Origin of the sequence: Pseudomonas flexibilis, from assembly GCF_000806415.1 — a bacterium.
GTDB classification, from domain to species: Bacteria; Pseudomonadota; Gammaproteobacteria; order Pseudomonadales; family Pseudomonadaceae; genus Serpens; species Serpens flexibilis.
Genome location: NZ_JTAK01000005.1, coordinates 81,615 through 107,769 on the forward strand (window position 1 = coordinate 81,615; position 26,155 = coordinate 107,769).

Consider the following 26,155-nt stretch of genomic DNA (forward strand, 5'->3'; position numbering starts at 1 on the left):
CCGCCTTTCCCCTTCCGCACGACGGCTTCCGATGAGTTATCAGGTTCTTGCACGCAAATGGCGCCCGCGCAGCTTCCGCGAGATGGTCGGCCAGACCCACGTGCTCAAGGCCCTGATCAACGCCCTGGACAGCCAGCGCTTGCACCATGCCTACCTGTTTACCGGCACCCGTGGGGTGGGCAAGACCACCATCGCGCGCATCCTGGCCAAGTGCCTGAATTGCGAGACCGGCGTCAGCTCCACGCCCTGCGGCCAGTGCTCGGTGTGCCGCGAGATTGATGAAGGCCGCTTCGTCGACCTGATCGAAGTCGACGCCGCCAGCCGCACCAAGGTGGAAGATACCCGCGAGCTGCTGGAGAACGTGCAGTACGCGCCGACCCGCGGGCGTTACAAGGTCTACTTGATCGACGAAGTGCACATGCTGTCCACGCACTCGTTCAACGCCCTGCTCAAGACCCTCGAAGAGCCGCCGCCGCACGTCAAGTTCCTGCTGGCCACCACCGATCCGCAGAAGCTGCCGGTCACCATCCTGTCGCGCTGCCTGCAGTTCTCCCTGAAGAACATGCCGCCGGAGCGCGTGGTCGAGCATCTGACCCATGTGCTGACCGCCGAGAACGTGCCCTTCGAACCGGACGCCCTGTGGCTGCTCGGCCGCGCCGCCGATGGCTCGATGCGCGATGCCATGAGCCTCACCGACCAGGCGATCGCCTTTGGCGAGGGCAAGGTGCTGGCCGCGGATGTGCGCAGCATGCTCGGCACTCTTGATCACGGCCAGGTCTATGGCGTGCTGCATGCGCTGATCGAGGGCGACGCCCGGGCGTTGATGGACGCCGTGCGCCACCTGGCTGAGCAGGGGCCGGACTGGAACGGCGTGCTGGCGGAAATGCTCAACGTGCTGCACCGCGTGGCCATCGCCCAGGTGTTGCCGGATGCCGTGGACAACGGCCAGGGCGACCGCGAGCGCGTGCTGGAGCTGGCCGGCGCGCTGCCGGCCGAGGATGTGCAGTTCTATTACCAGATGGGTCTGATCGGCCGCCGCGACCTGCCGCTGGCCCCGGATCCGCGCAGCGGTTTCGAGATGGTCCTGCTGCGCATGCTGGCCTTCCGTCCGGCTGACGCCGAAGGCGGGCCGCGCCCCCCTTTAAAGCCGACGGGGATCAGCCCGGCCACGGCTGATCCCGACACGGCAAGCGTGGCCGGCGCGGCTCCTGTGGCGGCTGCGCCTGCACCCGTTGCCGCGCCGCCGGCACGCCCCGAGCCTGTGGCGGCTCCGGCTCCGGCTCCGCAGGCCGCAGCGGCAAGTGTGGTGGTAGAACCCGCGCCGGTTGCGACCGAGCCGCCCGCTGCGCCGGTAGCGAAAGAGCCCATTGACCTCCCCTGGGAGGATGCGCCGGCTTCGGTGGTGAGCGAGCCGACGCCCGCACCAGTGGCTGAGCAGGGCGCGGCGGCGCCGGATATCAGTACCGAGGTCGATGACGGCCGGGACGATGACGAACCGCCGCCCCCTGCCGATGATTACTACGATTCCCTGGCCAGCTACGACTACGCGGATGCTGACGAGACAACGGCGCCTGCCGAGGATCAGTTGCCCGCCGCGCAGCCGGCTACCGGCCTGGCGGCCGAGTGGCTGGATATCTATCCGCGCCTGGGGTTGGCCGGCCTGACTGCCAGCATCGCCGCCAACTGCTCGTTGGTGGCGGCCGGAGATACCTGGCGCCTGCACCTGGAGCCGACCCAGAGTGCGCTGTTCAATGCCGCCCAGCTGCGCCGCATGAACGAGGCGCTCAATCACTACCTGGGCCGCAGCGTACAGCTCGAGGTGGAGATCGTCCGCCCCGAGCAGGAAACTCCCGCCCAGGCCGCTGCGCGCGGGCGTGCCGAGCGTCAGCGCCAGGCCGAGCAGTCGATCCATGACGACCCGCTGGTGCGCGAAATGATCCAACAGTTCGGCGCGATGATTCGCCCGGACTCCATCGAACCCTTGAACACCTGAGGAACCCATCATGATGAAAGGTGGCATGGCAGGCCTGATGAAGCAGGCCCAGCAGATGCAGGAAAAGATGCAGAAGATGCAGGAAGAGCTGGCCAACGCCGAGGTGACCGGCCAGGCCGGCGCCGGGCTGGTCAGCGTGGTGATGAACGGTCGCCATGACGTCAAGCGCGTCAGCCTCGACGACAGCCTGATGCAGGAAGACAAGGACATCCTCGAGGACCTGATCGCCGCCGCCGTCAACGACGCCGTGCGCAAGATCGAGAAGAACAGCCAGGACAAGATGGCCGGCATGACCGCCGGCATGCAGCTGCCGCCCGGCTTCAAGATGCCCTTCTGACGAGGCATGGCACGGCACCGGTTTCGCGGTGCCGATGCGAACCTCCGTGCCGCGCCGTGGTCTTGCCTTCACACCCTGAATGGCGGAGACGGACGATGAGCCGGCACATCCTGATGGTGGTCACCAGCGCTGACCGCCTGCTCAATGGCGAACCCACCGGCCTGTGGCTGGAGGAATTTGCCATTCCCTACCAGATATTCCTCGACGCCGGCTGCCGGGTACGCGTGGCCAGCCCGCAAGGCGGCGCCACGCCCCTGGATCCACGCAGCGTCGAAGACGAGCGCCCGGAATGGCAGCGCGCCCGTGACGTCCTGCGCGACACCGAGGTGCTGGACACCCGGCTGAGTGCGCGCGATTCCGACGCCATCTTCCTGCCTGGCGGCCATGGCACCGTGTTCGATCTGCCCGGGCATCCGGTGCTGGGGCGCCTGCTGGCCGAATTCGATGCCCAGAAGAAGATCTGGGCCGCGGTCTGTCACGGGCCATCGGCCTTCGTTGGGGCAGAGCGGCAGGATGGTTTGCCGCTGATCGAGGGTCGCCAACTGACGGCCTTCAGCGACGCAGAGGAAATGGCCATGGGCCTGGAGCAGGCCGTGCCGTTCCTGCTGGAAAGCACGCTGCGCGAACTGGGTGCCATGGTGGAGGTGGGCGAGAGCTTTGCGCCGTTCGTGATCCGCGACCACAACCTGATTACCGGACAGAACCCGGCGTCCAGCGAACTGGCCGCCCGCCGTGTGCTGGAAGCCCTGGAACAGGCGCAGCGGGCCTGATTGACGCCTGCTGGCGGGCGCGGGTATAACCCGCGTCTTTCCAGCAGTCCGGCAGTAGTTCCCATGAGTTTCACTCCGCTGATCCGCCAGCTCATCGACGCCCTGCGCATTCTGCCCGGCGTCGGCCAGAAGACCGCGCAACGCATGGCCCTGCAGCTGCTGGAGCGCGACCGCAGCGGCGGACTGCGCCTGGCCGAGGCGCTGCGCCAGGCCATGGAAGGGGTGGGCTACTGTCGCCAGTGCCGCACCCTCAGCGAAGACGAAATCTGCCCGCAATGCAGCGACCCGCGCCGTGACGACAGCCTGTTGTGCGTGGTGCAGAGCCCGCTGGACGTCTTCGCCGTCGACCAGACCGGTTTTCGCGGACGCTATTTCGTGCTCAAGGGGCATCTGTCGCCGCTGGACGGCCTGGGGCCGGAAGCCATCGGCGTGCCCGAGCTGCTCGAACGCATCGCCCAGGGCGGCTTCAACGAAGTGATCCTGGCCACCAACCCCACCGTGGAAGGCGAGGCCACCGCCCATTACATCGCCCAGCTGCTGCTGCCCAAGGGCCTGGTGGTGTCGCGCATCGCCCACGGTGTGCCGCTGGGCGGCGAACTGGAGCTGGTCGATGGCGGCACCCTGGCCCATGCGCTGGCAGGGCGTAAGCCGCTGACCCTCTGAGGCGCTATCGCTGGCGAGCCCAGACGACCCGCAGATAAATCGCTATTCCCGCTGTCCGATATGGATGAGAAGCGTTAGCATTCTCGACTTTCCATTCGGGACAGGGCGGGGCGATGACGACCAGCGTATGCGATCCGGAACAGCTGCAACGGCTGTACAGCGCTCACCACGGCTGGTTGCGCCTGTGGCTGCGTCGGCAGCTGGGCTGCTCGGAGCAGGCGGCCGATCTGGCCCAGGATACGTTCCTGCGCATCCTCGCCAGGGAGCGCGAGCTGAACCTGTTGCGTGAGCCCCGCGCCTATCTGGCGACCATCGCCCGCGGATTGCTGATCAACCACTGGCGTCGACAGGCCATCGAACGCGCCTATCTGGAGGCACTGGCCCGGCAACCCGAAGCCGTGGCCGGATCACCCCAGGAGCAGGCGGAGGTCGTCGAGACCCTGCTGCGCGTGGATGCCATGCTGGCGCGCCTGCCGCAGAAGGTGCGCACGGCCTTCCTGCTGTCCCAGCTCGATGGCCTGGGCTACGCCTGTATCGCCGAGCGCCTGGGCGTCAGCGAGCGCATGGTGAAGAAGTACATGGCGCAAGCCATGCTCCATTGCCTGACCTGCTGCGCGGAGTGACGCCATGGCGAGCCCGGAGCCGAACGGCAGCGCATTCAACACCCTGCAGCAGGCGGCGGAATGGTTCGCCATCCTCCAGAACGCCCCCAGCCCGGCGGAGCGCGAGGCCTGGCGTCTCTGGCTGCATTCGCGGCCGGAGCATGCTGCGGCATGGGCGCGTGTCGAGGCGATCAGCCGACCCTTTCACACGCTCCCCGACGAAGCCTGCCGTCAGGCTGCCGGTGTGGCCCTGCGCACTTCGCTCACCCGTCGCCAGCACCTGAAGATGCTGGCGTTGCTCTGTGGTAGTGGCGCCCTGAGCTACGCCGGACTGCGCCAGGCACCCTGGAACGTCTGGGGTGCGACGCTGCGCACGGGCGTCGGTGAGATGCGCGAGGAGCGTCTGGCGGATGCCTCGCGGGTATGGCTGAACACCGACACGGCCCTGGATGTGGATTTCGCCGGCGCCCAGCGCCGCCTCACGCTGCACCGTGGCGAACTGCTGGTGGAGCTGGCGGCCGATCCACGGCCACTGCTCCTGCAATCGCCCCAGGGCGCAGTGAATGCCACGACGGCGCGCTTCAGCCTGCGCCTCGATCCGGACATCGGCCGCCTGGCGGTCTATGCCGGCAGCGTCGAGCTGGTGACGCCACAGGGGGTTTCGCAGCGGCTCGAAGCGGGCCAGGGATGGCGGTTCGGCGGCTCGTTACCCGGCCGGCGGCTGAGTGTGAGCGGGGAGCGCGAGGTGGCCTGGAGCCACGGCATGCTGCTGGCCGACGACATGCGCCTGGGTGATTTCGTGGTCGAGCTGGCCCGCTACCGGCGCGGCTATCTGGGCTGCGCACCGCAGGTGGCCGACCTGCGCCTGGTGGGAGCCTTCCCCTTGGCGGACACCGGACGCGTGCTGCGGGCGCTGGCCGAGACGCTGCCGGTGCGCATCCACCGTCCGCTGCCCTGGTGGGTCAGCATCGAGCCGCGGACTGCCTGAATAATAAAAATATTTCTCATTTGAAGTTCCCCTTTTTTTCCGTGAAGTGGCCTTGGTAGTACCCCGGCGTTTCGACGCTCAATCGATTCGAGGTATGCCATGCACCGCACAGGTTCACTTGCTGTATTCGTCTATTCGCCGCTGTCCCGAGCCATTCAGGCTGCCGCGCTTGCGGCGCCCCTGCTGCTGTTGCCCGGCTGGACAGCGATGGCCCAAGCTGCCGAGCCGGGCAGCCAGCAACAGGCGCCACGCAGCTACAGCATTCCGGCGGGGCCCCTGTCCACGGCGCTCAGCCGTTTCGCCAGCGAAGCGGGCATTCTGCTGGCGGCGAATGCCGGACTGACTGCCGGCAAGCGCTCGCCGGGACTCAACGGCGCCTACACCGCGGAGCAGGGGCTGGCGGTGCTGCTGGAGGGGAGCGGTCTGCAGGCGCGTGGCGACGGGCAGGGCGGCTTCACCCTGCTGGCCCAGGCAGCGCAGGGCGCACTGGAGTTGCAGGCCACCCAGGTGTTCGCCCTCGGCAACGCGCTGGGCAGCATGGCGGGCTATCAGGCGACCCATAGCAGCGTGGCAACCAAGACCAGCATGCCGCTGCTGGAAACCTCGCAGAGCGTCTCGGTGGTGACCCGCGCGCAGATGGACGACCAGGGCGCCCGCAGCGTCGCCCAGGCGGTGCGCTACACCCCCGGGCTCATGAGCGCTCCGTACGGAGCAACCACGCGTTACGACTACGTGGCCCTGCGCGGCATCACCGACGGTGCGGTGGACAACCTCTACCTCGATGGCCTGAAGCTGATGGGCGACAGCGGCACCTACAGCAGCCTGCAGGTGGATCCGTTCTTCCTGGAGCGGATCGACATCCTCAAGGGGCCGTCTTCGGTGCTCTATGGCCGCAGCCTGCCCGGCGGGCTGGTGGCGATGACCACCAAGAAGCCCGAATACACGCGCAACAACCAGGTGCAGCTGTCCGCCGGCAGCAACGACTATCAGCAGCTGGCATTCGACGTCACCGGCCCGCTGGGCGAGCAGGAGCGGCTGGCCTATCGCCTGGCCGGCGTGGCGCGCGACGCCAACAACCAGGTGGACGACATCGAGGAGCAACGCTTCGCGCTGATGCCCTCGCTGAGCCTGGAGCTGGGCGAGGCGACCCGCCTGACCCTGCAGGCGCTGCTCCAGCGCGACCCGGAAAGTGGCTACCACGGTGGATTGCCGGCCGAGGGCACGGTGCGCCCCTATCGGGGTCAGCGCATCCCGCGCAGCTTCTTCGAAGGCGAGAAGGACCGCGAGCGCTTCGAGCGCGATCAGCAGTTGCTCGGCTACCAGCTCGAGCACCGTGTCAACGAGGTGGTTTCGGCGCGACAGAACTTCCAGTATCTGGACGCGCAAGTGGATTCCGACCAGGTCTACCAGTACGGCTACACCCTGGACGACTACGGCTACGGCGCTCCGGGGGATCTCTACCGCGCCTACACCGGGGCCGAGGAAGCGCTGCATGCCTGGACGATCGACAACCAGCTGCAGTTCGAATTCGACACCGGGCGGCTCAGTCACACCCTGGTCGCCGGCCTCGACTACCAGCGCCGCAAGGCCAAGGTCAGCTACGAAGGCGGTACGGTGAGCCCCGTGAATCCCTACGCCGCGTCCCGTCCGGTGGCCAGCTACAGCTTCTACCACCAGTACGATGAAAGCCGACGCCTGGAACAGACCGGCCTGTATGTGCAGGACCTGCTGGCCCTGAACAACTGGCGTTTCTCCCTGGGGGTGCGCCACGACTGGGTGGATGTCGGCTTCGAGCAGACCGAGTCGCTGTACGGGGATCAGGCCGACAACGCCACGCAGGAGCAGCTGACCGGACGGGTCGGTGTGCTCTATGCCTTCGACAACGGCCTGTCGCCCTACGTCAGCTACGCGGAGTCCTTCAATCCCAATACCACGGCGGCCTACAACTACAACGGCTCGACCTACGACATCAGCCTGCTGGAACCCACCAAGGGCAAGCAGGGCGAAGCCGGTCTGAAGTACCAGCCACAGGGCCGTGACGACCTCTACACCCTGTCGGTCTTCGAGCTGCGGCAGACCAACCTGGCCAGTAAGGATTCCAGCGAGAACTTCTTCCGCGCGGTGGGCGAAATCACCTCCCGGGGCGTGGAGCTGGAGGCGCGCTTCCAGCCGCTGGAGAACGCCAGCGTGCTGGCCAGCTACACCTACCTGGATGTCGAGTACTCCAAGGACTTCGTCGGTGCCGCCGGGGTGAACAACCGTGGCAATACGCCGAACGCGGTGGCGCGTCACATGGCCGCCCTGTGGGCCGATTACCGCTTCCGCGGGGGCCTGCAGCTGGGCGCGGGGGCGCGTTACTTCGGCCACAGCTGGGCGGATGCGGAGAACAGCCTGCGGCTGCCGTCCTACACCCTGTTCGATGCGTCGCTGAGCTATGACCTGACGCAGGTCGGCCTGGCCGGTGTGGCGCTGCGCCTGAACCTCAACAACCTCACCGATGAGACCTACGTGTCGGCCTGCAACAGCCTGCTGCAGTGCTACTACGGCGAGGAGCGCAACGTCATGGCCACCTTCAGCTACGACTTCTGACCCGCTCATCAGGCCGTCCACCGTCAGGCGGACGGCCTTCGTACCTACCCGCAGGAAAACCGATGCGCGCGATTCTAGTCCGACTGCACCGTTATCTCGGTCTGGCCACCGCCCTGTTCCTGGCGCTGGCCGGTCTTACCGGCAGTGTCCTGGCCTTCCATCATGAGCTCGATGAATGGCTGAACCCCGGCTTCTACCACACGTCCGGCGTGGGCGAGGTGTTGCCACCCGAACGCCTGGTGGCGCGGGTTGAGCAGGCCTACCCGCGCATGCAGGTGTGGTACATGGAGTTTCCCCAGGAACCGGGACATGCCGCCTTGCTGGCCCTGGTCCCGCGCAACGACCCGCAAAGCGGCCAGCCCTATGCGGAAAAACCGGTGGTCCGCTACCTGGACGCGGTGACGGGCGAGGAGGTGGGGTACCGCCACTGGGGCGAGTGCTGCTTCTCCCGGCAGAACCTGGTGCCCTTCCTGCTGGAGTTCCACTACAACCTGGCGCTGCCGGGCAACTGGGGTCTGTGGCTGATGGGCCTCGTGGCGATTCTCTGGGTGGTGGACAGCATCGTGGCGCTGGTACTGACCTTCCCGCGCGGGCGCCCGTTCTTCGCCAAATGGGCGGTGGCCTGGAAGGTCAAGCCGCAACGCCTCAACTACGATGTGCACCGCGCAGGGGGCTTATGGCTGTGGTTGCTGCTGCTGCCGGTGGCGATCAGCAGCGTGGCGATGAACCTGCCCGAGCAGGTCTTCAAGCCGGTGGTCTCGTTGGTCTCGCCGGTGCCGCCCAGTGTCTACCACGCACGCAGCCAGCTAGCCGGCGAGGAGCTGGGCACTACCGCCTACGGCTATGACGAGGCCTATCGGCATGCGCTCCGTCATGCTGGCCAACTGGGCCTCGACGAGCCCATGACCGAGCTCTACTACAGCTTCGAGTACAACTTCTATGGCGCCGGGTTTGGTGCCCATGACAGCGACCAGGGCAATGCCTGGGTGTTCTTCCATGGCAGTGACGGCCGCTTGCTGGGCAGCGAAATTCCCGGGCAGGGCACGCTGGGCGAACGCTTCTTCCGCCTGCAGCTGCCAATCCACGGCGGACGCATCCTCGGTTTCCCCGGACGAGTGCTGATTGCCGTGCTGGGCGTGGCGATCGCGGTGCTGTGCGTCACCGGCACGCTGGTCTGGTGGCGCAAGCGACGGGCCCGACGCGCAACGCGGGTTTCCAGACCACCGGCCGTGGAAGACATGGATGCCGGTTGAAAACCAAGCAAGCGCTTGGTAAGGTTCCGTCCACAAGAACAAATCCGGAGCCGATCCATGGCCGCATTCCAGGAATACTTCGACGAATCCCATCAACTGGTCCGCGACTCGGTGCGCCGCTTCGTCGAGCGCGAGATCCTGCCGCATATCGACGACTGGGAGGAAGCCGAGGAATTTCCCCGTGAGCTGTACAAGAAGGCCGGCGACGCCGGCATCCTCGGCATCGGCTTCCCCGAGCCGTTCGGCGGCAGCCACGAGGGCGACCTGTTCGCCAAGATCGCGGCCAGCGAAGAGCTGATTCGTTGCGGCTCTACCGGCCTGGTGTCCAGTCTCTGCTCGCTGGACATCGGCCTGCCTCCGGTCCTCAAGTGGGCCAGGCCGGCGATTCGCGACCGCGTGGTGCCGGAAGTGCTGGCCGGCGACAAGATCATCGCCCTGGCCATCACCGAGCCCGGCGGTGGCTCCGACGTGGCCAACCTGCAGACCCGTGCGGTACGTGAGGGCGATCACTACCGTGTCACCGGTAGCAAGACCTTCATCACCAGCGGTGTGCGCGCCGACTACTACACCGTGGCGGTACGTACCGGTGGCGAAGGCTTCGGCGGCGTCAGCCTGCTGCTGGTCGAGAAGGGCACTGGGGGTTTCAGTGTCGGCCGCAAGCTCAAGAAAATGGGCTGGTGGTGTTCGGACACCGCCGAGCTGTTCTTCGATGATTGCCGGGTGCCGGTGGAGAACCTTATCGGTGCCGAGAACATGGGCTTCGCCGGCATCATGGCCAACTTCCAGAGCGAGCGTCTGGCCCTGGCGCTGATGGCCAACATGACCGCGCAGATGGCCCTTGAGGACGCCCTGGCCTGGGCCCGCGACCGCAAGGCGTTCGGCAAGCCGATCAGCAAGTTCCAGGTGATCAAGCATCGTCTGGCGGAAATGGCCACCCAGCTGGAAGTGTCCCGCGAGTTCACCTATCGCCAGGCGGCGAAGATGGCGGTCGGCAAGAGCGTGGTCAAGGAGATCTCCATGGCCAAGAACTTCGCCACCGACGTGTCTGACCGCATCGTCTACGACGCCACCCAGATCCTCGGCGGCATGGGTTTCATGCGCGAGAGCCGTGTCGAACGCCTGTACCGCGACAACCGCATTCTGTCGATCGGCGGCGGCACGCGGGAAATCATGAACGAGATCATCAGCAAGCAGATGGGCCTGTGATCCGCTGGTTAAAAAAGGCCGCGCCGGAAGACGCGGCCAAAGGCTCAGCAGGGAGTCACTCCGCCAGCTCGGTCTTGCCGGAGTTCTTGGGCGCAAAGCGCGCCGCCAGCCGCATGCTCAGCACCACCATACGCTGATACAGCGCCGGCATGCCGCGCATCATCAGGTCCACGCCCCGGGCGTCGAGGCCGATCAGGATACGTCGCTGGTTGCGCTGCACGCCGCGCAGGATCACCGCCGCAGCCTTTTCCGGGCTGGTGCGCAGCAGCAGGTCGTTGAACTGCTGCCGTGACTGGTTGGCGTCCTGGCCGGTCACCGTTACCAGGCTGTCGTTCATGCGTGCGCTGAGTGCGATGTTGGTACGGATGCCACCCGGATGCACGCAACTGGCGGAGACGCCGCAATCGGCGATATCCAGCTCCTGGCGCAGCGATTCGGTAAAGCCGCGCACCGCATACTTGGTGGCGTTGTAGGCGCTCATGCCGGGTTGGGCGAACAGGCCGAACACGCTGGAGACATTGACGATGTGCCCGGCGCCGCTGGCCTTCAGGTAGGGTAGAAACGCCTTGGTGCCGTGGACGACCCCCCAGAAGTTGATATCCATGATCCAGTGATAGTCGTCCAGCGCATTGCCTTCCACGCTTCCGCCCTGTGCGACGCCGGCGTTGTTGATGATCAGGTTCACCCGACCGTGGTCGATCATCACCTGGTCGGCCCAGTGCCGCACGGCCTCGAAATCGGCCACGTCCACCCGCTGATGACTGACCTTCACCTCGAAGCGGCGCGCCTGTTCCACGGTTTCCGCCAACCCTTGCTCGTTGATGTCGCTCAGTGCCAGCTCGCAGCCCTGTCGCGCCAGGTTCAGCGCCAGGGCGCGGCCTATCCCGGAGCCGGCACCGGTGATGGCGGCCACCTTGTCGTGGAAGCTCTTCATGCGCGCGCCTCCTGTTGCTCCGGCTCCGTCTCCAATACTTCCTCGGCGGCGGGCTGGCGGCTGAAGTGATAGGCCGCCGGATCAAAATGCCGGGTGATCTGCCGGAAGCGCCAGGTGAAGCCGGGCCAGACGGTGCAGTTGCGACCGCTCTGCGGATGCAGGTACCAGCTGGCGCAGCCGCCCGACTGCCACACGGTGCGGGCGGAGGTCTGGTCGATCTTGCGGTTGAAGCGTTCCTGGGCCTCGCGCTTGACCTCGACGGTATCAAGGGCGCGTTCATCGAGCAGCTGCAGCGCACTCATTACGTACTGGATTTGTGACTCGATCATGTACACCATCGAGCTGTGCCCCAGGCCGGTGTTCGGTCCCATGAGGAAGAACAGGTTGGGGAAGCCGGCGGTGGTGGTGCCCTTGTAGGCCTCCGGGCCGCGCGGCCAGCTGTCCACCAGGTCGACACCGTTGCGGCCGCTGATCAGCCCGCGCGGGATGGGGTCGGCGGGGGTGAAGCCGGTGCCCAGGATGATGGCGTCCACCGTGCGCTCCTGGCCATCCTGAGTGACGATGCTGTGGGCGCGAACCTCGGCGACGCCGTCGGTGATCAGCGACACGTTCGGCTGGGTAAGTGCCAGATAGTAGTCGTTGGAGATCAGTACCCGCTTGCAGCCCATTACGTAATCGGGCGTCAGCTTGCGGCGCAGTTCGGGGTCGCGGATCTGCTTGCGCAGGTGATGGCGCGCCACCAGGCTGGCGAGGCGCAGGATCTGCGGACTGATGGCGAAGCCCAGTACACGGGCCTCCAGGAAGCTGTAAATGCCGCCACGCCAGAGTTTCTGCAGGGCAGGGTGACGGCGGAACAGGCGGCGCTCGCGCTCGCTGATGGTACGGTCGGGTTTGGGCATGATCCACGGCGGGGTGCGCTGATACAGGTCGAGCTGGTCGACCCTGGGCTGGATCTGCGGCACGAACTGGATGGCCGAGGCGCCCGTGCCGATCACCGCCACGCGCTTGCCGCTCAGGTCATAGTCGTGGTCCCACTGCTGGGAATGGAACAGCTTGCCCTTGAACGTCTTCAGGCCCTTGATGCTGGGGAAGGCCGGGGTAGACAGTCCACCCATGCCGGACACCACGAAGCGGGCGCTGAACTGCTTGCCGTCCCGGGTCTCGATCAGCCAGTGCTGGCTGCTTTCGTTCCAGCTCAGACGACAGAGTTCGGTGTTGAGCTGGGTATGCGGCGCCAGGCCGAAGCGCTCCCAGCAGTCCTCCAGGTAGCGCTTGATTTCCGGCTGCGGGGCGAACATGCGCGACCATTCGGGATTCGGCGCGAAGGAAAAGGAATACAGGTGCGATTGCACGTCGCAGGCGCAACCGGGGTAGTGATTGACGCGCCAGGTGCCGCCAACGCCTGCCTCCTTTTCAAGCAGCAGAAAATCGTTCTCGCCCGCCTGCTTGAGGCGAATGGCCATGCCCAGTCCGGAGAAGCCGGTACCGAGGATGGCGATCTTGCAATGGGGTATCGCGCTGGGCGACAGGGGCGTAGCGGCAGTCATGGGCCAGGATTCCTTCTTATGATTGTTCGACCGGCGTGAGCCATTGCCATGCGATGGGTAGGGGGGCATCGGCAACGGTTCATGGGAAACTCTATCGGGCGGTAGACATTTGTCTACCCGGTTCCCGCCCTAACCTCCGTTGGGTGGATTGGCTGACAAGGACACGACATGACGCTGATGGAAACCCCGCTGGCCCAGGGTAAGCGGCTGCTGCTGGATGCAGCGCTGCGTCTGATGGCCAGGACCCATAGCCTGAGCAGTCTCGGCCTGCGGGAGCTGGCGCGCGAGGCGGGTCTAAACCCCAACACGTTCTATCGCCATTTCGGCAGCATCGAGGAGCTGGGGCTGGTGCTGATCACGCAGATCGGCACACAGCTGCGCAGGCCGTTGCGCGAGCTGCGGCGCGAGGCGGCCCAGCGCACCTTGCAGCAGGCGCGTGGCGAGCAGCTGCTGGGGGCTGATCTCACCCGAGGACGGCAAGTGTGCCGGGAAACCGTGCAGCTGTTCTTCGATTTCGTAGAGCAGAACCCGGATGGCTTCATCGTCGGTATGCGCGAGCTGCACGGCGCTTCGCCAATGTTGCGCAAGGCCTTGCGCGAGCTGATGGCCGATTTTGCCCAGGACATGGCTGAGGACATTGCGGAGTTCGGGCTGGTGCCCGGTGTCGATGAGGAAACCCTGCTGCGCATGGCCTCGACCATCACCCGACACCTGTTCGTGTTGGCCCAGGATTACCTGGAACAGCCCGAGCGTCAGGCTGCCGTGCGCGGCGAGGCCGAGGAGCTGATCATCACCCTGCTGGCGGGTGCCCTGGCGTTGCGCCAGGGCATCCGCGCGGCTGGAGGGCCGGGAAGCCCCGGCCCCTGACGTTCAACCGGCGAAGGCCAGTGCTTGCTTCCAGCGCTTCTCCAGTTCGCGGGTCTGGTGCTGGCTGGGGTGGAACCCGGGACGAAAATAGTCCAGGTAGGGGCGCAGCAGGCCCGGCACGTAGCCGTGACGCAGGCTGAACAGGGTCTTCAGGCCGTATTTCCAGGTCTTCCAGTTGAACAGCTGGCCGTCCTTGCGCATCAGGTGCAGCTGGAACCAAGCGATCACGCCGAGGAAGAGTACTGTGGTGACCAGCATGGCGCTGGTGCGCAGCAGATAGCCGCCGCCGATGGCTTGGTAGACGTCGTAGGCCACCGACTTGTGCTCGTTCTCCTCGATGGCATGCCACAGCCACAGGCGGTACATACGCGGGTCGGTCATCTGCAGGCTGATGTCCTCGCGGCGCAGCAACTGCTCGGCCATGCTGGCGGTGAAGTGCTCCAGGGCGCAGGTCACGGCCACCTGCATCTTCTTCGAGGTCAGGCGGGTCACCCACTTCATCAGGACCTTGATGCGCAGCTCCAGCCGGTGCAGGTCGATGCCGTGCTCGGCGGCGTACTCGTTGTACGCCGCGTGTTCCTTGGAGTGCATCGCCTCCTGGCCGATAAAGGCGCTGATGTCCTTTTGTAGCTGGCGGTCGCGCACCTGGTCGCGCACCGCGCGCACGCTGTCGACGAAAAATTTCTCGCCATACGGAAACAGCGAGGACAGGTTGTTCATGAAATGGGTCATGAACGGATCGCCGCTCCACCAGTAGCGAGGCGTGCGACCAAAGCTGAAGTCCATGCGGCGAACCGGGAAGTGCGGGGTGATGCGAAGGGGCTGTAGGGCAGTCATGAGCGAATCCTCGGTACGGCAATGCAAATAGGCAGGCCGGGCGCCGATGCATTCAGGGCCGGGCCACCTATTTGAGGCCGGGATGCGGAGGATTCGCCGCCAACCAAGGGTTGGCGGCTGCGAACGGCGATCAGCGATCGTCGAGGGCGAAGGCGGTCAGCGTGAACACGGGGATGCCGATTTCCTGCAGGCGTCGCGAACCGCCCAGCTCGGGCAGGTCGACGATCGCGGCCGCCTCGTGCACGCGCGCACCCATGCGGCGGGTCAGGTTGGCGGCGGCCAGCAGGGTGCCACCGGTGGCGATCAGGTCATCGATCAGCACCACGGAGTCGCCCTCGCACAGGCTGTCGGCCTGTACTTCGATGACGGCATCGCCGTATTCGGTCTGGTAGGTTTCTTCCAGAAGGTCGCAGGGCAGCTTGCCCTTCTTGCGGAACAGGATCAGCGGCTTGTTCAGCTCGTAGGCGAGGATGGGGCCGAGCAGGAAACCGCGCGCATCCAGGGCGCCGATATGGGTGAATTCGTTCTCCACGTAACGCTGGATGAAACTGTCAACCATCATGCGTAGTGCGCGCGGCGACTGGAACAGCGGGGTGATGTCGCGAAAGACCACGCCGGGCTTGGGGAAATCGGGCACCGGGCGGATCAGGGATTTGAGGGCGAATTCGTCGAAAATCATCGGGTCGTGTCCAGGTGAACGGTGCGCGAAGTATATCGCGCACGGCCTAGCGATGAGGAGGGCGCCGGGATCAGAGTTCCAGGCTGCCACCGGCCAGGGCACAGAGTTCGATGGGCTTGAGGATGATCACTTCCTTGCCCTCGGCATCAATCATTTCGTTCTGCTGGAAACGGGTGAACACGCGCGACACCGTCTCCACGGCCAACCCCAGATGATTGCCGATCTCGTTGCGCGACATGGCGAGGCGGAACTGGTTGGCCGAATAGCCGCGGGCGCGAAAACGGGCGGACAGGTTGACCAGGAAGGTAGCGATACGTTCGTCGGCGGTCTTCTTGGAAAGCAGCAACATCATCTGCTGATCGTCGCGAATCTCCCGGCTCATGACCCGCATCAGCTGGCGACGCAGCTGCGGCAGCTGCACGGACAACTCATCGAGTCGCTCGAAGGGAATCTCGCACACCGAGGTGGTTTCCAGCGCCTGTGCCGACACCGGGTAGAGCTCGGTGTCCATTCCGGAAAGGCCGACCAGTTCGCTGGGCAGGTGGAAGCCGGTGATCTGCTCCTGGCCCAGGTCGGTCACGCTGAAGGTCTTCAGGCTGCCGGAACGCACCGCGAATACCGAGCCGAAGGCATCGCCCTGGCGGAACAGGAACTCACCCTTCTTCAACGGACGTCCGCGCTTGACGATCTCGTCCAGCGCATGGAGGTCTTCCATGTTGAGGGAAAGGGGCAGGCACAACGGAGCCAGACTGCAATCCTTGCAATGCGCCTGATGGGGCGCACGAAGCTTGTTGGTCTCGGACATGGCTCTTCCTGAGAGAAGGGGGGATTCACGATGGCCGCAAGGTTACCCCAGGAAAACCGGCAGGACCAGCCGGAAAACGCACCCGACCGAATTCGACCGCTGGCGGTGCAGCGCTCTGGTTCGGGGGTTGAGGAGCAGTTTGTGACTAATGGCCGCAGGCCAGTGTCGGCTCCAGATAGCGGTCGAACAGCATGCACACCGAGCGCACCAGCAGCCGTCCGGCCGGCAGGATCTGGATGCCCTGCGGTTCAAGCGCCAGCAGGCCGTCCTGGTGCATGGCCTGCAGTCGCGGCCAGATGTCCGCGAAGTACTCCGGCATGCGGATGTCGTGGGCTTGCTCGAGGCTGGCGAAGTCCAGTTCGAAATGGCAGATCAGCCGCTGGATGATGTCGCGGCGCAGCAGGTCGTCAGCGTTGCAGTGCAGTCCGCGCACGGTGGCCAACTGGTCGTTGGCCAGGCTGTGCTGATAGCCGGCCAGATCGCTGTCGTTCTGGCAGTACAGCGAACCTACCTGGCTGATGGCGGACACCCCCAGGCCGATCACATCGCAGTGGCCATGGGTCGTGTAGCCCTGGAAATTGCGTTGCAGGAAGCCGTCCTCCTGCGCCATGGCCAGCTCGTCGTCGGGCAGGGCGAAATGATCCAGGCCGACGTAACGATAGCCTGCGGCTGTCAGTTGCTCGATGGCGTTGTGCAGCATCTCCAGCTTCTCGTCCGGGCTGGGCAGGTCCTGTGTCTGGATACGCCGCTGTCCGGGGAAACGATCCGGACGGTGAGCGTAGTTGTACAGCGAGATGCGCTCGGGCTGCATGTCGAGGATGGCGTTCACCGTGCTGGAGAAGCGTGCGGTGTTCTGCCTGGGCAGGCCATAGATCAGGTCGATGTTGATCGAGCGGTACTGCAGGGTGCGGGCGGCGTCGACGATGGTCCGGGTCTGCTCCAGGGTCTGCAGGCGGTTGACGGCCCGCTGCACGTCCGGGTCCAGGGCCTGCACGCCGAGGCTGACCCGGTTGAAGCCCAGCTCGCGCAACAGGCCCATGGTCGACCAGTCCGCCTCGCGGGGGTCGATCTCGATGCTGTAGTCACCGGAGGAGTCGTCCTCCAGCAGATGAAAGTGCCCGCGCAGGGTCTTCATCAGCTGGCGTAGCTCGGTGTGGTTGAGGAAGGTGGGTGTGCCGCCGCCGATGTGCAGCTGCTCCACCTGCTGGTTCGCGCCGAGGTGGCAGCCAAGCAGCGCGATTTCCCGCTCCAGGTGCTTCAGATAGGGTTGCGAACAGCTGCGGTCCTTGGTGACCACCTTGGTGCGCGGGCAGTAGTAGCAGGCGTTGGCACAAAAGGGGATGTGCAGGTACAGCGAGAGCGGGCGGTTTTCCCGGCGGCTGGTGCGCAAGGCATGCAGCAGGTCGAACGAGCCAATGCCGGAATGAAACTGCGAGGCCGTGGGGTACGACGGATAGCGTGGGCCAGCCTGGTCGTAGCGGCGAATCAGTTCGGGATCCCAGCGAATGGCGTCGAGCATCGGACGTCCCAGCGAGTTCTTGAGTGGCGCTGAGTCTAGGTGGGGGGGCAGGGGGGCTCTTTGATCTGTATCAAAGCCCCTGGGATTCAGGGGTGGCGGCCTGATCAGCGCCGTTGTGCCTGGCGCGACAGGTCCGCCGGCAGGCCAGCCAGCAGTTGCTAAGCTGGCCACATGATCCCGCGCGCCGATATCCGCTACGACGAAGACACCGCCTCGTTGCGACTGGGCGGTGCCTGGACGCTCGCGCACTATGCGCGGCTGCAGGCGGGACTGGCGCGCTGGAAGGAGGCTTCGACCCGCGCGCGCCAGGTCGACATGAGTGAACTGCAAGGGCTGGATACCGCCGGCGCCGCGCTACTCGCCGAACTGTTCGGTGCTGATCGCCTGCTGGAGCTGGCGGACCGTGCCGAGGGCTTGTCCGAGGAGCGACGGGCGCTATTACGCACCGTGGCCCGCGCCCTGCAGGGCGCGGCGCCTGGCGAAGTGCCGCCGAGGCGCTCGACGCTGCTGGAGCTGCTCGAGCAGATAGGCCGGGCGGTGGAAGCGCTGTTGCGGCATGCGGTCGGCCTGCTCGGCTTCATCGGCCTGGTGCTGACCACCATGGCCAGCGTGCTGTTGCGGCCGCGCCGCTGGCGCATGACATCGCTGGTCGCGCACCTGGAACAGTCCGGCCTGGATGCGGTGCCCATCGTCGCCCTTCTGACCTTCATGGTTGGAGCCGTGGTCGCCTTCCTGGGCGCCACCGTGCTGGCCGACTTCGGTGCCACCCAGTACACCGTCGACCTGGTGGCCTATTCCTTTCTGCGCGAATTCGGCGTGCTGCTGACCGCCATCCTGCTGGCCGGACGCACAGCCAGTGCGTTCACCGCGCAGATCGGCTCCATGAAGGCCAACGAGGAGCTGGACGCCATCCGCACACTCGGGCTGGACCCGCTGGAATTGCTGGTGTTGCCCCGGGTGTTCGCCCTGCTGATCGCGCTGCCGTTACTGACCTTCATCGCCATGCTCAGCGGCATGCTGGGTGGCGCCGTCGTGTGCATGCTGTCGCTGGACATCCCGCCCAGCCTGTACCTGAGCATCATCCAGAACGGTGTAGACGTGCGGCATTTCCTGGTGGGTATGGCCAAGGCGCCGATCTTCGCCTTCCTCATCGCGGTGATCGGCTGCCTGGAGGGCTTCCGGGTGAGCGGCAGCGCCCAGTCGGTGGGCGAACACACCACCTCCAGCGTGGTGCAGTCGATCTTCATGGTCATCCTGGTGGATGCCCTGGCGGCGCTGTTTCTCATGGAGATGGGCTGGTGATGCGGGCTACGGTTATCGAGGTGCGCGGCTTGGTCAACCGCTTCGGCAGCCAGACGGTGCATGAGGACCTGGATCTGGACCTGTACCGTGGCGAGGTGCTGGGTGTGGTAGGCGGTTCGGGAACCGGCAAGTCGGTGTTGCTACGCAGCATCGTCGGCTTGCGCCGGCCCAATGCCGGCGACATCCGCGTACTGGGCGAACAGCTGGAACGGCAATCGCCGGAGGCGCGTTCCCGCCTGGAGCGGCGCCTGGGCGTGCTGTACCAGCGCGGCGCGCTGTTCACCTCGCTGACGGTGCTGGAAAACACCGCCCTGCCGTTGATCGAGCACAGCGGGCTGAAGCGTCCCGAGGCGGAGCGCCTGGCGCGGCTCAAGCTGACTCTGGCCGGGCTGCCGCTGAACGCCGCGGACAAGTATCCGGCCGAACTCTCCGGCGGCATGGTCAAGCGCGCCGCGCTGGCCCGGGCACTGGCCCTGGACCCGGAGATCCTTTTTCTGGACGAGCCCACTGCGGGTCTCGATCCGGTGGGCGCGGCCGCCTTCGATACGCTGATCGCCACGCTGCGCGATGCGCTGGGGCTGAGTGTGTTCCTGGTCACCCACGATCTGGACACGCTGTATGCGATCTGCGACCGGGTGGCCGTGCTGGCCAATCGCAAGGTGTTGGTGGCGGATCGCCTGGACGTTGTGGCCGCCACCGATGACCCCTGGATCCAGGATTACTTTCACGGGCCGCGCGGGCGCGCGGCCGCTCAGGCCGCCCGGCAGGCGGCAGGGAGTCGCTGATGGAAACCCGAGCGCATCATGTCCTGATCGGTCTGTTCACCGTCCTGCTGGTGATCGGCGGCCTGCTGTTCGCACTCTGGCTGGCCAAGAGCCAGTCGGATCGCTCGTTCGGCGAGTATGAGGTGGTGTTCGAGGAGACCGTGACCGGGCTGTCCAAGGGCAGCGCTGTGGAATACAACGGCATCCGCATTGGCGATGTGGTGGCTCTGTGGCTCGACCCGGATGATCCGCGCAAGGTGCGGGCGCGCATTCGCGTGGCGGCCGGCTCGCCGATCAAGCAGGACACCCGCGCGCGCCTGTCGATTACCGGCGTCACCGGCACGGCGATCATCCAGCTGCTGGGCGGCACGCCCGAAAGCCCGCCGTTGCGCACTCGCCCCGACCAGCCGGCGGTTATCGTCGCCGACCCCTCGCCGATCGCCAAGCTGATGTCCGGCGGCGAGGATCTGATCACCAGCATCACCCGGCTGCTGGACCAGGCCAACCGGATGTTCTCCGAGGCCAACATCACCCGCTTCGGCCAGATCGTCGTCAACATCGAGCAGGCGACCGGCAACCTGGCCGACCAGAGCGGGGGACTCGACCAGGCCATGACCCGCCTGAATGCCTCGTTGAACCACGCGAGCGGGGTGCTGCGCAGTCTCGACGGCCTGCTCGACCAGGAAGGCCGGCAGATTCTGCGCCAGGCCCTCGCGACCATGAACTCCCTGCAGCGCAGCAGCCGCGAGGTGGAGAACCTGCTGGTCGACAACCGCGATTCGCTGGAAAGCGGCATGCAGGGGCTGGCTGGACTCGGGCCCATGCTGCAGGACCTGGGCGAATCGCTGGATTCGCTGCGTACCTTCAGCCGCCGGCTGGAGCAGAACCCCGCCGGTTACCTGCTGCAACGCGACACCCTGGAGGAATTTCGCCCATGAAGATGCTCCTGCCCGTGTTCTTCGGCCTGCTGGCCAGCTGCTCCATCCTCCCCGAAAGCGAGGAGCTGCGGGTCTACCAGTTGCCGCACCTGACCCACACGGACGTCCCGGTCCCCGCGGCGCCCCTGAAGGACACGCTGCGCGTCAGCCGGCCACAGGCCTCGCCCCTGATCGACGGCACGCGCATCCTGGTGGCACCCGAACCGGAGCGGCTCAGTGCCTACCCAGGGGTGCGCTGGAGCAATCATGCGCCGATTCTGCTGCGTGACCGGTTGATGGAGCAGCTGCGCGCCAGCGAGGCGTTTGATGCGGTGGTGAGTGACCAGATGAGGGCGCTGGCGGGGTTCGAGCTGGCGGGCGAGCTGCAGGCATTCCAGATCGAATACCGCCAAGACCAGCCAGTGGCTGTGGTGCGCATGCAGGCGACGCTGCTGGGAGGCGGCAAGCGCCTGGTGCTGGCAAGCCAGAAGTTCCAGGGCGAAGTGGCGGCGGATGGCCGCTCCGTCGAGGCAGCGGTGGCGGCGCTGGGCCGGGCCAGCGATGAACTGGCTCGCCAGGTGACCGCCTGGGTTATTGCGAGGTTGCGCACATCCTGAGAGGCCTCGGCGCCTCGCCTGGAGTACAGGCCGAACGGCGCCGGGGCTCCATGGTCTACCAGGGGTTCCCGCCCTCAAGGAGTCAGCGAACATGATCGCCCAACGGTTCATGCGTCATCTGGCCGCCGTCCTGGCGGCCTTCCATCTGCTGGTGGTGGTTCAGATGCCGGCCGCCCAGGCCATGGTTGGCACCTCGGAAGTCATCGCCGAACAGCAGCTGCAGGTCGACCGCCAGCAACTGCTGGACATGCTCGAAGATCAGGGCGTGAAGGAGAAGCTGGCCGCGCTGGGTGTGGCGCCCGATCAGGTGGAGCAGCGCATCAACAGCCTGACGGCCGCCGAGCTGGCGCAGTTCAACCAGCAACTGGAACAGGCGCCCGCCGGCGGTAGTGTGGTCGGCATCATCGTGCTGTTCCTGGTGATCTTCATCATCACCGACATGCTCTGTGCCACCGACATCTTCAGCTTCATCCGGTGCATACGCTGATCCGTCTCGGCCTCGTACTGGTGCTGGCGACGCTAGGCGCCTGCGCGCGCTCCCCGGTGTTGCAGCCGCAAACCGCGCAGCTCCCGGCACGCGTCGAGCTGACCCAGGTTCCGTTCTTTGCGCAGGACGCTTACCAGTGCGGCCCGGCCGCACTGGCCACGGTGCTGGTGCATGGCGGCGTCCAGAGCAACCCGGACGCGCTCAGGGACCGGGTGTTTCTGCCCGGGCGGCAGGGCAGCCTGCAGGTGGAGCTGGTGGCCGCCGCACGCCAGGCCGGGCAACTGGTCTACCCGCTGGATGCCCGCCTGGACAGCATCCTGGCCGAGGTGGCGGCTGGCAATCCCGTGCTGGTGCTGCAGAATCTGGCATTCAACTGGCGGCCGACCTGGCATTTCGCCGTGGTGGTCGGCTACGACCGCACGCGGGAGATGCTGGTGCTGCGCTCGGGGGTGACCCACCGGCTGGAAGTCGATTTCGCCACCTTCATGCGCACCTGGCAGCGCGGTGAGCGCTGGGCGGTGGTGGTGACGGACCCTGGCCAGTTGCCGGCCACGGCAACACCGCTGACCTGGTTGCGGGCCGCCAGCGACCTGGAGGAGACCGGCCAGCCGGCTGCCAGTGAACGCGCCTATCAGGCGGCGACGCAGCGCTGGCCGGCGGAAGCGCTGCCCTGGTTCGCGCTGGGCAATCGCCTCCACGCCCGCGGGGATCAACCGGGGGCGGCCGATGCCCTGCGGCGCAGTGTGCAGCGCTCACCGGGATTTGCTGCCGGCTGGTTCAACCTCTCGGAAGTGCTGGCTGCCCAGGGCTGTAACGACCAGGCCCGTCTGGCGCGGCAGTGCGCTGCGGCATTGGCGCCCGAGGATCGGCGGTTTCGCGCGCCACTGGCGGTGGCGGCACAAGCGGGCCGCTGCGTGGCATTGCCGGCATCGTGCGGGTCCGCTGCTCCGTAGGCCCGGACTGGCCCTGCCGTGAATCCCGCCCCCGATGGCTGTGTGCCCATCGAAGACCGGCTCTGCGCCGGTCTTCACACCCCCAAACGATCCCGCAAGCTGTAGTACCAGGCGCCCAATGCGCTGAACTGCGCCTGGAACAGACGCCCACCCGGGAACGGGTAATGGGGGAGGCTGGCGAAGGCGTCGAAGCGCTCGGCCTGCCCGCGCAGCGCCTCCGCCAGGACCTTGCCGGCCACATGGGTGTAGGTGACGCCGTGGCCGCTGCAGCCCTGGGAGTAGTAGATGTTGTCGCCGATCCGGCCGACCTGCGGCAGGCGAGACAGGGTCAGCAGGAAGTTGCCGGTCCAGGCGTATTCGATTTTCACCTTCGCCAGTTGCGGGAAGGTCTTGAGCATCTTGGGCCGGATGATCGCTTCGATGTTCGCCGGGTCCCGGGCGCCGTAGACCACGCCACCGCCATAGATCAGGCGTCGGTCGGCGGAGAGGCGGTAATAATCCAGCAGGTAGTTGCAGTCCTCGACGCAGTAGTCCTGCGGCAGCAGGCTGCATGCGAGCTCCTCCGGCAGGGGTTCGGTGGCGATCACCTGGGTGCCGCAGGGCATCGACTTGGCCGCCAGTTCCGGGAGCAGCCCGCCCAGATAGGCGTTGCCGGCCACGACCAGGAAGTTCGCCCGGACCTGGCCCTGGGGGGTGTGCACCACCGGCCGGGCGCCTCGTTCGATCCGCACCGCCGGGCTGTGCTCATGGATGACACCGCCCAGGGACTCGAAGGCCGCCGCTTCGCCCAGCGCCAGGTTCAGCGGGTGCAGGTGACCGCCCTGGCGATCCAGCATGCCGCCGAGGTAGCGGGTGCTGGCCACCACCTCGCGGATGCCGCGATTGTCCAGCATCTCCAGGTGGTGGTAGCCGAAGCGTTCCCACAAGCGCTTCTGTTCTTCCAGATTGCGCAACTGCCGGGGAGTGAAGGCGGCGAATACGCCACCCGACTTGAGGTCGCAGGCGATGCCGTAGCGCTCGACCCGCTCGCGAATGATGCGTCCGCCCTCGAAGGCCATCTCGCCGATCAGGCGAGCCTGGTCTGCAGCGACATGCTGCTCCACCACATCGATGTCACGGCTGTAACTGTTGACGATCTGGCCCCCGTTGCGACCCGAGGCGCCGAACCCGACCTGCACGGCCTCCAGCACCATGACCCGGAAACCCTGCTCGGCGAGGAACAGCGCCGTGGACAGCCCGGTATAGCCAGCGCCGATCACGCAAACGTCGGTGTCGATGCATTCTACTAGCGGCGGACGCAGCGGGGCCGGGTTGGCCGACGCTGCGTAGTACGACTCGGGGTGGCTGTTCATCATTCTGGTCGGCCTTGTATCAAATATTTGACGACGAGCCGATCCTATCCCAGGCGCCCGCGGCCGCCAATCCCGGCTCGCGGGAGAAAGCGCGGCGAAATGGTGTATCGTGCGCCGCTGGGCAGTCATGCCCCAAAATGGGTCATTTTTCAGCAAGGTATTTATGGGCAAGCAGATTCGCATCGGCATCGCCGGCTACGGCAACCTGGGACGCGGCGTGGAAGCCGCCATCGCGAAGAATCCGGACATGACGCTGGTGGGTATTTTCACCCGGCGCGCACCCGAGTCGCTGACGCCGCTGTTCGCGAACACGCCAGTGCATCCCATCGCCGCACTGCCGGACTTCAAGGACGCCATCGACGTGCTGATCCTCTGCGGCGGCTCCAAGGACGACCTGCCGCAGCAGGGTCCGGAGATGGCGGCCCTGTTCAATCTCGTCGACAGTTTCGACACCCACGCGCGGATTCCCGAGTATTTCGAGTCGGTGGACGCCCCGGCGCGGGCCGCCGGCAAGACCGCGCTGATCTCCATCGGCTGGGACCCGGGCCTGTTCTCCATCAACCGCCTGTACGGCGAAGCCCTGCTGCCCGACGGCGCCACCTACACCTTCTGGGGCAAGGGGCTGAGCCAGGGGCATTCGGACGCCATTCGACGCGTGCCCGGCGTCAAGGCCGGCGTGCAGTACACGATTCCCTCGCCCGAGGCGATCGAACAGGTGCGCAGCGGTGCGCGCCCCGAGCTGAGCACCCGCCAGAAGCACACCCGCGAATGCCATGTGGTGCTGGCCGAGGGCGCCGATGCCGTGGCGGTGGAGCAGGCCATCGTCAGCATGCCCAACTACTTCGCCGACTATGACACCCGCGTGCATTTCATCAGCGAGGAGACCTTGCGCCGCGAGCATGACCGCATGCCCCATGGCGGTTTCGTGATCCGCAGCGGCAGTACCAGCGAGACGCACAACCAGGTGATCGAGTATTCCCTGCAACTGGACAGCAACCCCGAATTCACCGCCAGCGTGCTGGTGGCCTATGCCCGCGCCGGATATCGCCTGAGCCAGCAGGGCCAGATCGGCGCCAAGACGGCCTTCGATGTGGCGCCCGGCCTGCTGTCCATCAAGACCCCCGAGCAGCTGCGCGCGGAACTGCTGTAACGATGTGGGTTTCCCCCTGCGGATGGCGGGGGAAACCTGTCAGCTGCGGTGGATCAGGACTTCCGGCTCGACGGCCACTGCCGTGTCGCCTTCCACCTTCCAGCCACCAAAGGCGTGCCAGTCGTCGCCCCACACTTCGCTGGGGTGCTGGGTGCGGTCGGCGCCATTGCCGCAGGCCAGGGATTCGGCCGGGCAATAGCGGTCGCATCCCCAGCAGATGCGCTCGGGATGGGCGGGCTGTAGCGGAAATTTCTTGGCCATGGTCAACACCTCGCTGCGCCGGCTCATCCTCCGCCGCACGGCGCCGGTCAGCCTTGACCGTAATCAACTCCCGGGGCGGAGCGGTCGCAGTGTTCGGCGATCAGCGTCAGCATGCGCCGCACGCTGTCTTCCAGCGGGCCGGAATTGTCGAGGATGCGCAGGCCGGACTCGCCGGCGAGCTCCTGGCTCATCTGTCGACTGCGCTGCAGACGCGCCTCGATCTGCTGCGGGGTTTCCCGGCCGCGGTTGTGCAGCCGCTGGCGCAGGATCGTCTCTTCCACGTGCAGCAGGATCGGCAGCAAGGTCGGATAGGCGCGTCGCGCCTCGCCGAGATGCCCGCGTGAACCATTGACCACCACGGTACGCCCGGCATCCAGCCAGGCATCGATCTCGCGAGAAATCGCGTACTCCAGCTGATTGGCCTGCCAGTGCAGGGCGAACTCGCCCCGCTCACGGCGTGCGCGGAATTCCTGTGGGTCAAGGCCGATGGCCTGTTCCTCGCCGATGCTGCCGCTGGGCCGGGTGATCAGGCGGGTGGCGATGCACGCACCCATGGCCGCCAGCGGCTCGGCGGCAGCACGCAGCAGACTGTCCTTGCCGGAGCCGGAGGGACCGATCAGGTAGACCAGGCAACCGGCCATCGTCAGGCCTGCCTGGCGCCGCTGGGCGCAGTTGGCAAGGATTCCCGGAGAGAGCGGGCGGGGGCATTGGCGGCGCTGAACAAGCACATGATGAACAGCCAGGTCGGGTTGCGGCAGGGCGC

Annotated in this window: 26 protein-coding genes; 17 read left to right on the forward strand and 9 right to left on the reverse strand. The window is 66.2% G+C overall.

Translation table 11 applies throughout. From position 1 onward, the window contains the following. The first annotated feature begins 31 nt into the window (after positions 1-31). From dnaX to PT85_RS12690, 9 genes are all read left to right on the forward strand, one after another. Entirely contained in the window at positions 32-1,993 is a 1,962-nt protein-coding gene (gene dnaX, locus PT85_RS12650) for a DNA polymerase III subunit gamma/tau (protein WP_039606842.1), read from the forward strand. 10 nt (positions 1,994-2,003) lie between these two features. Continuing rightward, positions 2,004-2,330, forward strand: coding sequence for a YbaB/EbfC family nucleoid-associated protein (locus PT85_RS12655; protein WP_027589455.1), 327 nt, complete (start codon positions 2,004-2,006; stop codon positions 2,328-2,330). Between the two features lie 95 nt (positions 2,331-2,425). Continuing rightward, the gene (locus PT85_RS12660) at positions 2,426-3,100 is read left to right on the forward strand and encodes a type 1 glutamine amidotransferase domain-containing protein (protein ID WP_039606843.1); all 675 of its coding nucleotides are present in this window, start codon (positions 2,426-2,428) and stop codon (positions 3,098-3,100) included. A gap of 63 nt (positions 3,101-3,163) precedes the next feature. Then, positions 3,164-3,763, forward strand: coding sequence for a recombination mediator RecR (gene recR / locus PT85_RS12665; RefSeq protein WP_039606844.1), 600 nt, complete (start codon positions 3,164-3,166; stop codon positions 3,761-3,763). A gap of 113 nt (positions 3,764-3,876) precedes the next feature. Further along, positions 3,877-4,386 (forward strand): sigma-70 family RNA polymerase sigma factor, encoded by a 510-nt coding sequence (locus PT85_RS12670; RefSeq protein ID WP_027589927.1) that lies wholly within the window; start codon positions 3,877-3,879, stop codon positions 4,384-4,386. Between the two features lie 4 nt (positions 4,387-4,390). Further along, positions 4,391-5,353, forward strand: a complete 963-nt coding sequence (locus PT85_RS12675) for a FecR domain-containing protein (protein ID WP_039606845.1) — start codon at positions 4,391-4,393, stop codon at positions 5,351-5,353. Between the two features lie 99 nt (positions 5,354-5,452). Then, positions 5,453-7,942: a TonB-dependent siderophore receptor gene (locus PT85_RS12680; RefSeq protein ID WP_027589929.1), complete on the forward strand. Its 2,490-nt coding sequence runs from the start codon at positions 5,453-5,455 to the stop codon at positions 7,940-7,942. Positions 7,943-8,004: 62 nt separating this feature from the next. After that, positions 8,005-9,195, forward strand: a complete 1,191-nt coding sequence (locus PT85_RS12685) for a PepSY-associated TM helix domain-containing protein (protein ID WP_027589930.1) — start codon at positions 8,005-8,007, stop codon at positions 9,193-9,195. Between the two features lie 57 nt (positions 9,196-9,252). Then, complete coding sequence (locus tag PT85_RS12690; protein WP_027589931.1) at positions 9,253-10,401, forward strand: acyl-CoA dehydrogenase family protein; 1,149 nt, start codon at positions 9,253-9,255, stop codon at positions 10,399-10,401. 55 nt (positions 10,402-10,456) lie between these two features. Here the strand turns inward: PT85_RS12690 and PT85_RS12695 are convergent, their stop codons facing one another. Then, complete coding sequence (locus tag PT85_RS12695) at positions 10,457-11,335, reverse strand: SDR family NAD(P)-dependent oxidoreductase (RefSeq protein ID WP_027589932.1); 879 nt, start codon at positions 11,333-11,335, stop codon at positions 10,457-10,459. Beyond that, on the reverse strand, positions 11,332-12,882 hold the full coding sequence (locus PT85_RS12700; protein WP_039606846.1) for a flavin-containing monooxygenase: 1,551 nt from the start codon (positions 12,880-12,882) through the stop codon (positions 11,332-11,334). Before PT85_RS12700 ends, PT85_RS12695 begins: the two co-directional genes overlap by 4 nt. A 168-nt stretch (positions 12,883-13,050) precedes the next feature. Here PT85_RS12700 and PT85_RS12705 point away from each other — a divergent pair, with 168 nt between their 5' ends. Then, positions 13,051-13,749 carry a TetR family transcriptional regulator gene (locus tag PT85_RS12705; RefSeq protein ID WP_027589934.1) on the forward strand — a complete coding sequence of 233 codons (699 nt, stop codon included), beginning with the start codon at positions 13,051-13,053 and terminating at the stop codon, positions 13,747-13,749. A 3-nt stretch (positions 13,750-13,752) separates the two neighbouring features. Here the strand turns inward: PT85_RS12705 and PT85_RS12710 are convergent, their stop codons facing one another. From PT85_RS12710 to hemN, 4 genes are all read right to left on the reverse strand, one after another. After that, on the reverse strand, positions 13,753-14,586 hold the full coding sequence (locus tag PT85_RS12710) for a metal-dependent hydrolase (protein ID WP_039560316.1): 834 nt from the start codon (positions 14,584-14,586) through the stop codon (positions 13,753-13,755). Between the two features lie 130 nt (positions 14,587-14,716). Then, positions 14,717-15,265: an adenine phosphoribosyltransferase gene (locus tag PT85_RS12715; protein ID WP_039606847.1), complete on the reverse strand. Its 549-nt coding sequence runs from the start codon at positions 15,263-15,265 to the stop codon at positions 14,717-14,719. 70 nt (positions 15,266-15,335) lie between these two features. Continuing rightward, on the reverse strand, positions 15,336-16,070 hold the full coding sequence (fnr, locus tag PT85_RS12720; RefSeq protein WP_027589937.1) for a fumarate/nitrate reduction transcriptional regulator Fnr: 735 nt from the start codon (positions 16,068-16,070) through the stop codon (positions 15,336-15,338). Positions 16,071-16,215: 145 nt separating this feature from the next. Then, entirely contained in the window at positions 16,216-17,589 is a 1,374-nt protein-coding gene (hemN, locus tag PT85_RS12725; RefSeq protein ID WP_039560315.1) for an oxygen-independent coproporphyrinogen III oxidase, read from the reverse strand. Positions 17,590-17,760: 171 nt separating this feature from the next. Between hemN and PT85_RS12730 the strand changes: the two genes are divergently transcribed. The 6 genes from PT85_RS12730 to PT85_RS12755 all read left to right on the forward strand — a co-directional run bounded on the left by PT85_RS12730 (position 17,761) and on the right by PT85_RS12755 (position 22,629). Continuing rightward, a complete protein-coding gene (locus PT85_RS12730) occupies positions 17,761-18,891 on the forward strand; it encodes an MlaE family ABC transporter permease (protein WP_052237673.1) in 1,131 nt (376 codons plus the stop codon). Further along, complete coding sequence (locus PT85_RS12735) at positions 18,891-19,676, forward strand: ABC transporter ATP-binding protein (protein ID WP_162172919.1); 786 nt, start codon at positions 18,891-18,893, stop codon at positions 19,674-19,676. The genes PT85_RS12730 and PT85_RS12735 overlap by 1 nt, the downstream gene beginning before the upstream one ends. Beyond that, positions 19,676-20,593 carry an MlaD family protein gene (locus PT85_RS12740; RefSeq protein WP_039560313.1) on the forward strand — a complete coding sequence of 306 codons (918 nt, stop codon included), beginning with the start codon at positions 19,676-19,678 and terminating at the stop codon, positions 20,591-20,593. Before PT85_RS12735 ends, PT85_RS12740 begins: the two co-directional genes overlap by 1 nt. Next, positions 20,590-21,189, forward strand: a complete 600-nt coding sequence (locus PT85_RS12745) for an ABC-type transport auxiliary lipoprotein family protein (protein WP_027589942.1) — start codon at positions 20,590-20,592, stop codon at positions 21,187-21,189. The genes PT85_RS12740 and PT85_RS12745 overlap by 4 nt, the downstream gene beginning before the upstream one ends. A gap of 91 nt (positions 21,190-21,280) precedes the next feature. Beyond that, positions 21,281-21,676 (forward strand): PA2779 family protein, encoded by a 396-nt coding sequence (locus PT85_RS12750; protein WP_027589943.1) that lies wholly within the window; start codon positions 21,281-21,283, stop codon positions 21,674-21,676. Then, a complete protein-coding gene (locus PT85_RS12755) occupies positions 21,664-22,629 on the forward strand; it encodes a PA2778 family cysteine peptidase (RefSeq protein ID WP_052237674.1) in 966 nt (321 codons plus the stop codon). Before PT85_RS12750 ends, PT85_RS12755 begins: the two co-directional genes overlap by 13 nt. 74 nt (positions 22,630-22,703) lie before the next feature. On the opposite strand, the gene PT85_RS12760 is transcribed toward PT85_RS12755, so the two are convergent. Continuing rightward, positions 22,704-23,984, reverse strand: a complete 1,281-nt coding sequence (locus PT85_RS12760; RefSeq protein WP_039606848.1) for an NAD(P)/FAD-dependent oxidoreductase — start codon at positions 23,982-23,984, stop codon at positions 22,704-22,706. 160 nt (positions 23,985-24,144) lie between these two features. On the opposite strand from PT85_RS12760, the gene PT85_RS12765 reads away from it, so the two are divergent. Beyond that, complete coding sequence (locus PT85_RS12765; RefSeq protein ID WP_039606849.1) at positions 24,145-25,131, forward strand: diaminopimelate dehydrogenase; 987 nt, start codon at positions 24,145-24,147, stop codon at positions 25,129-25,131. Positions 25,132-25,170: 39 nt separating this feature from the next. On the opposite strand, the gene PT85_RS12770 is transcribed toward PT85_RS12765, so the two are convergent. Further along, the gene (locus tag PT85_RS12770) at positions 25,171-25,392 is read right to left on the reverse strand and encodes a DUF3079 domain-containing protein (protein ID WP_039607023.1); all 222 of its coding nucleotides are present in this window, start codon (positions 25,390-25,392) and stop codon (positions 25,171-25,173) included. A gap of 47 nt (positions 25,393-25,439) precedes the next feature. Continuing rightward, positions 25,440-26,033: a phosphonate metabolism protein/1,5-bisphosphokinase (PRPP-forming) PhnN gene (phnN, locus tag PT85_RS12775; RefSeq protein WP_039606850.1), complete on the reverse strand. Its 594-nt coding sequence runs from the start codon at positions 26,031-26,033 to the stop codon at positions 25,440-25,442. Positions 26,034-26,155 lie beyond the last annotated feature (122 nt).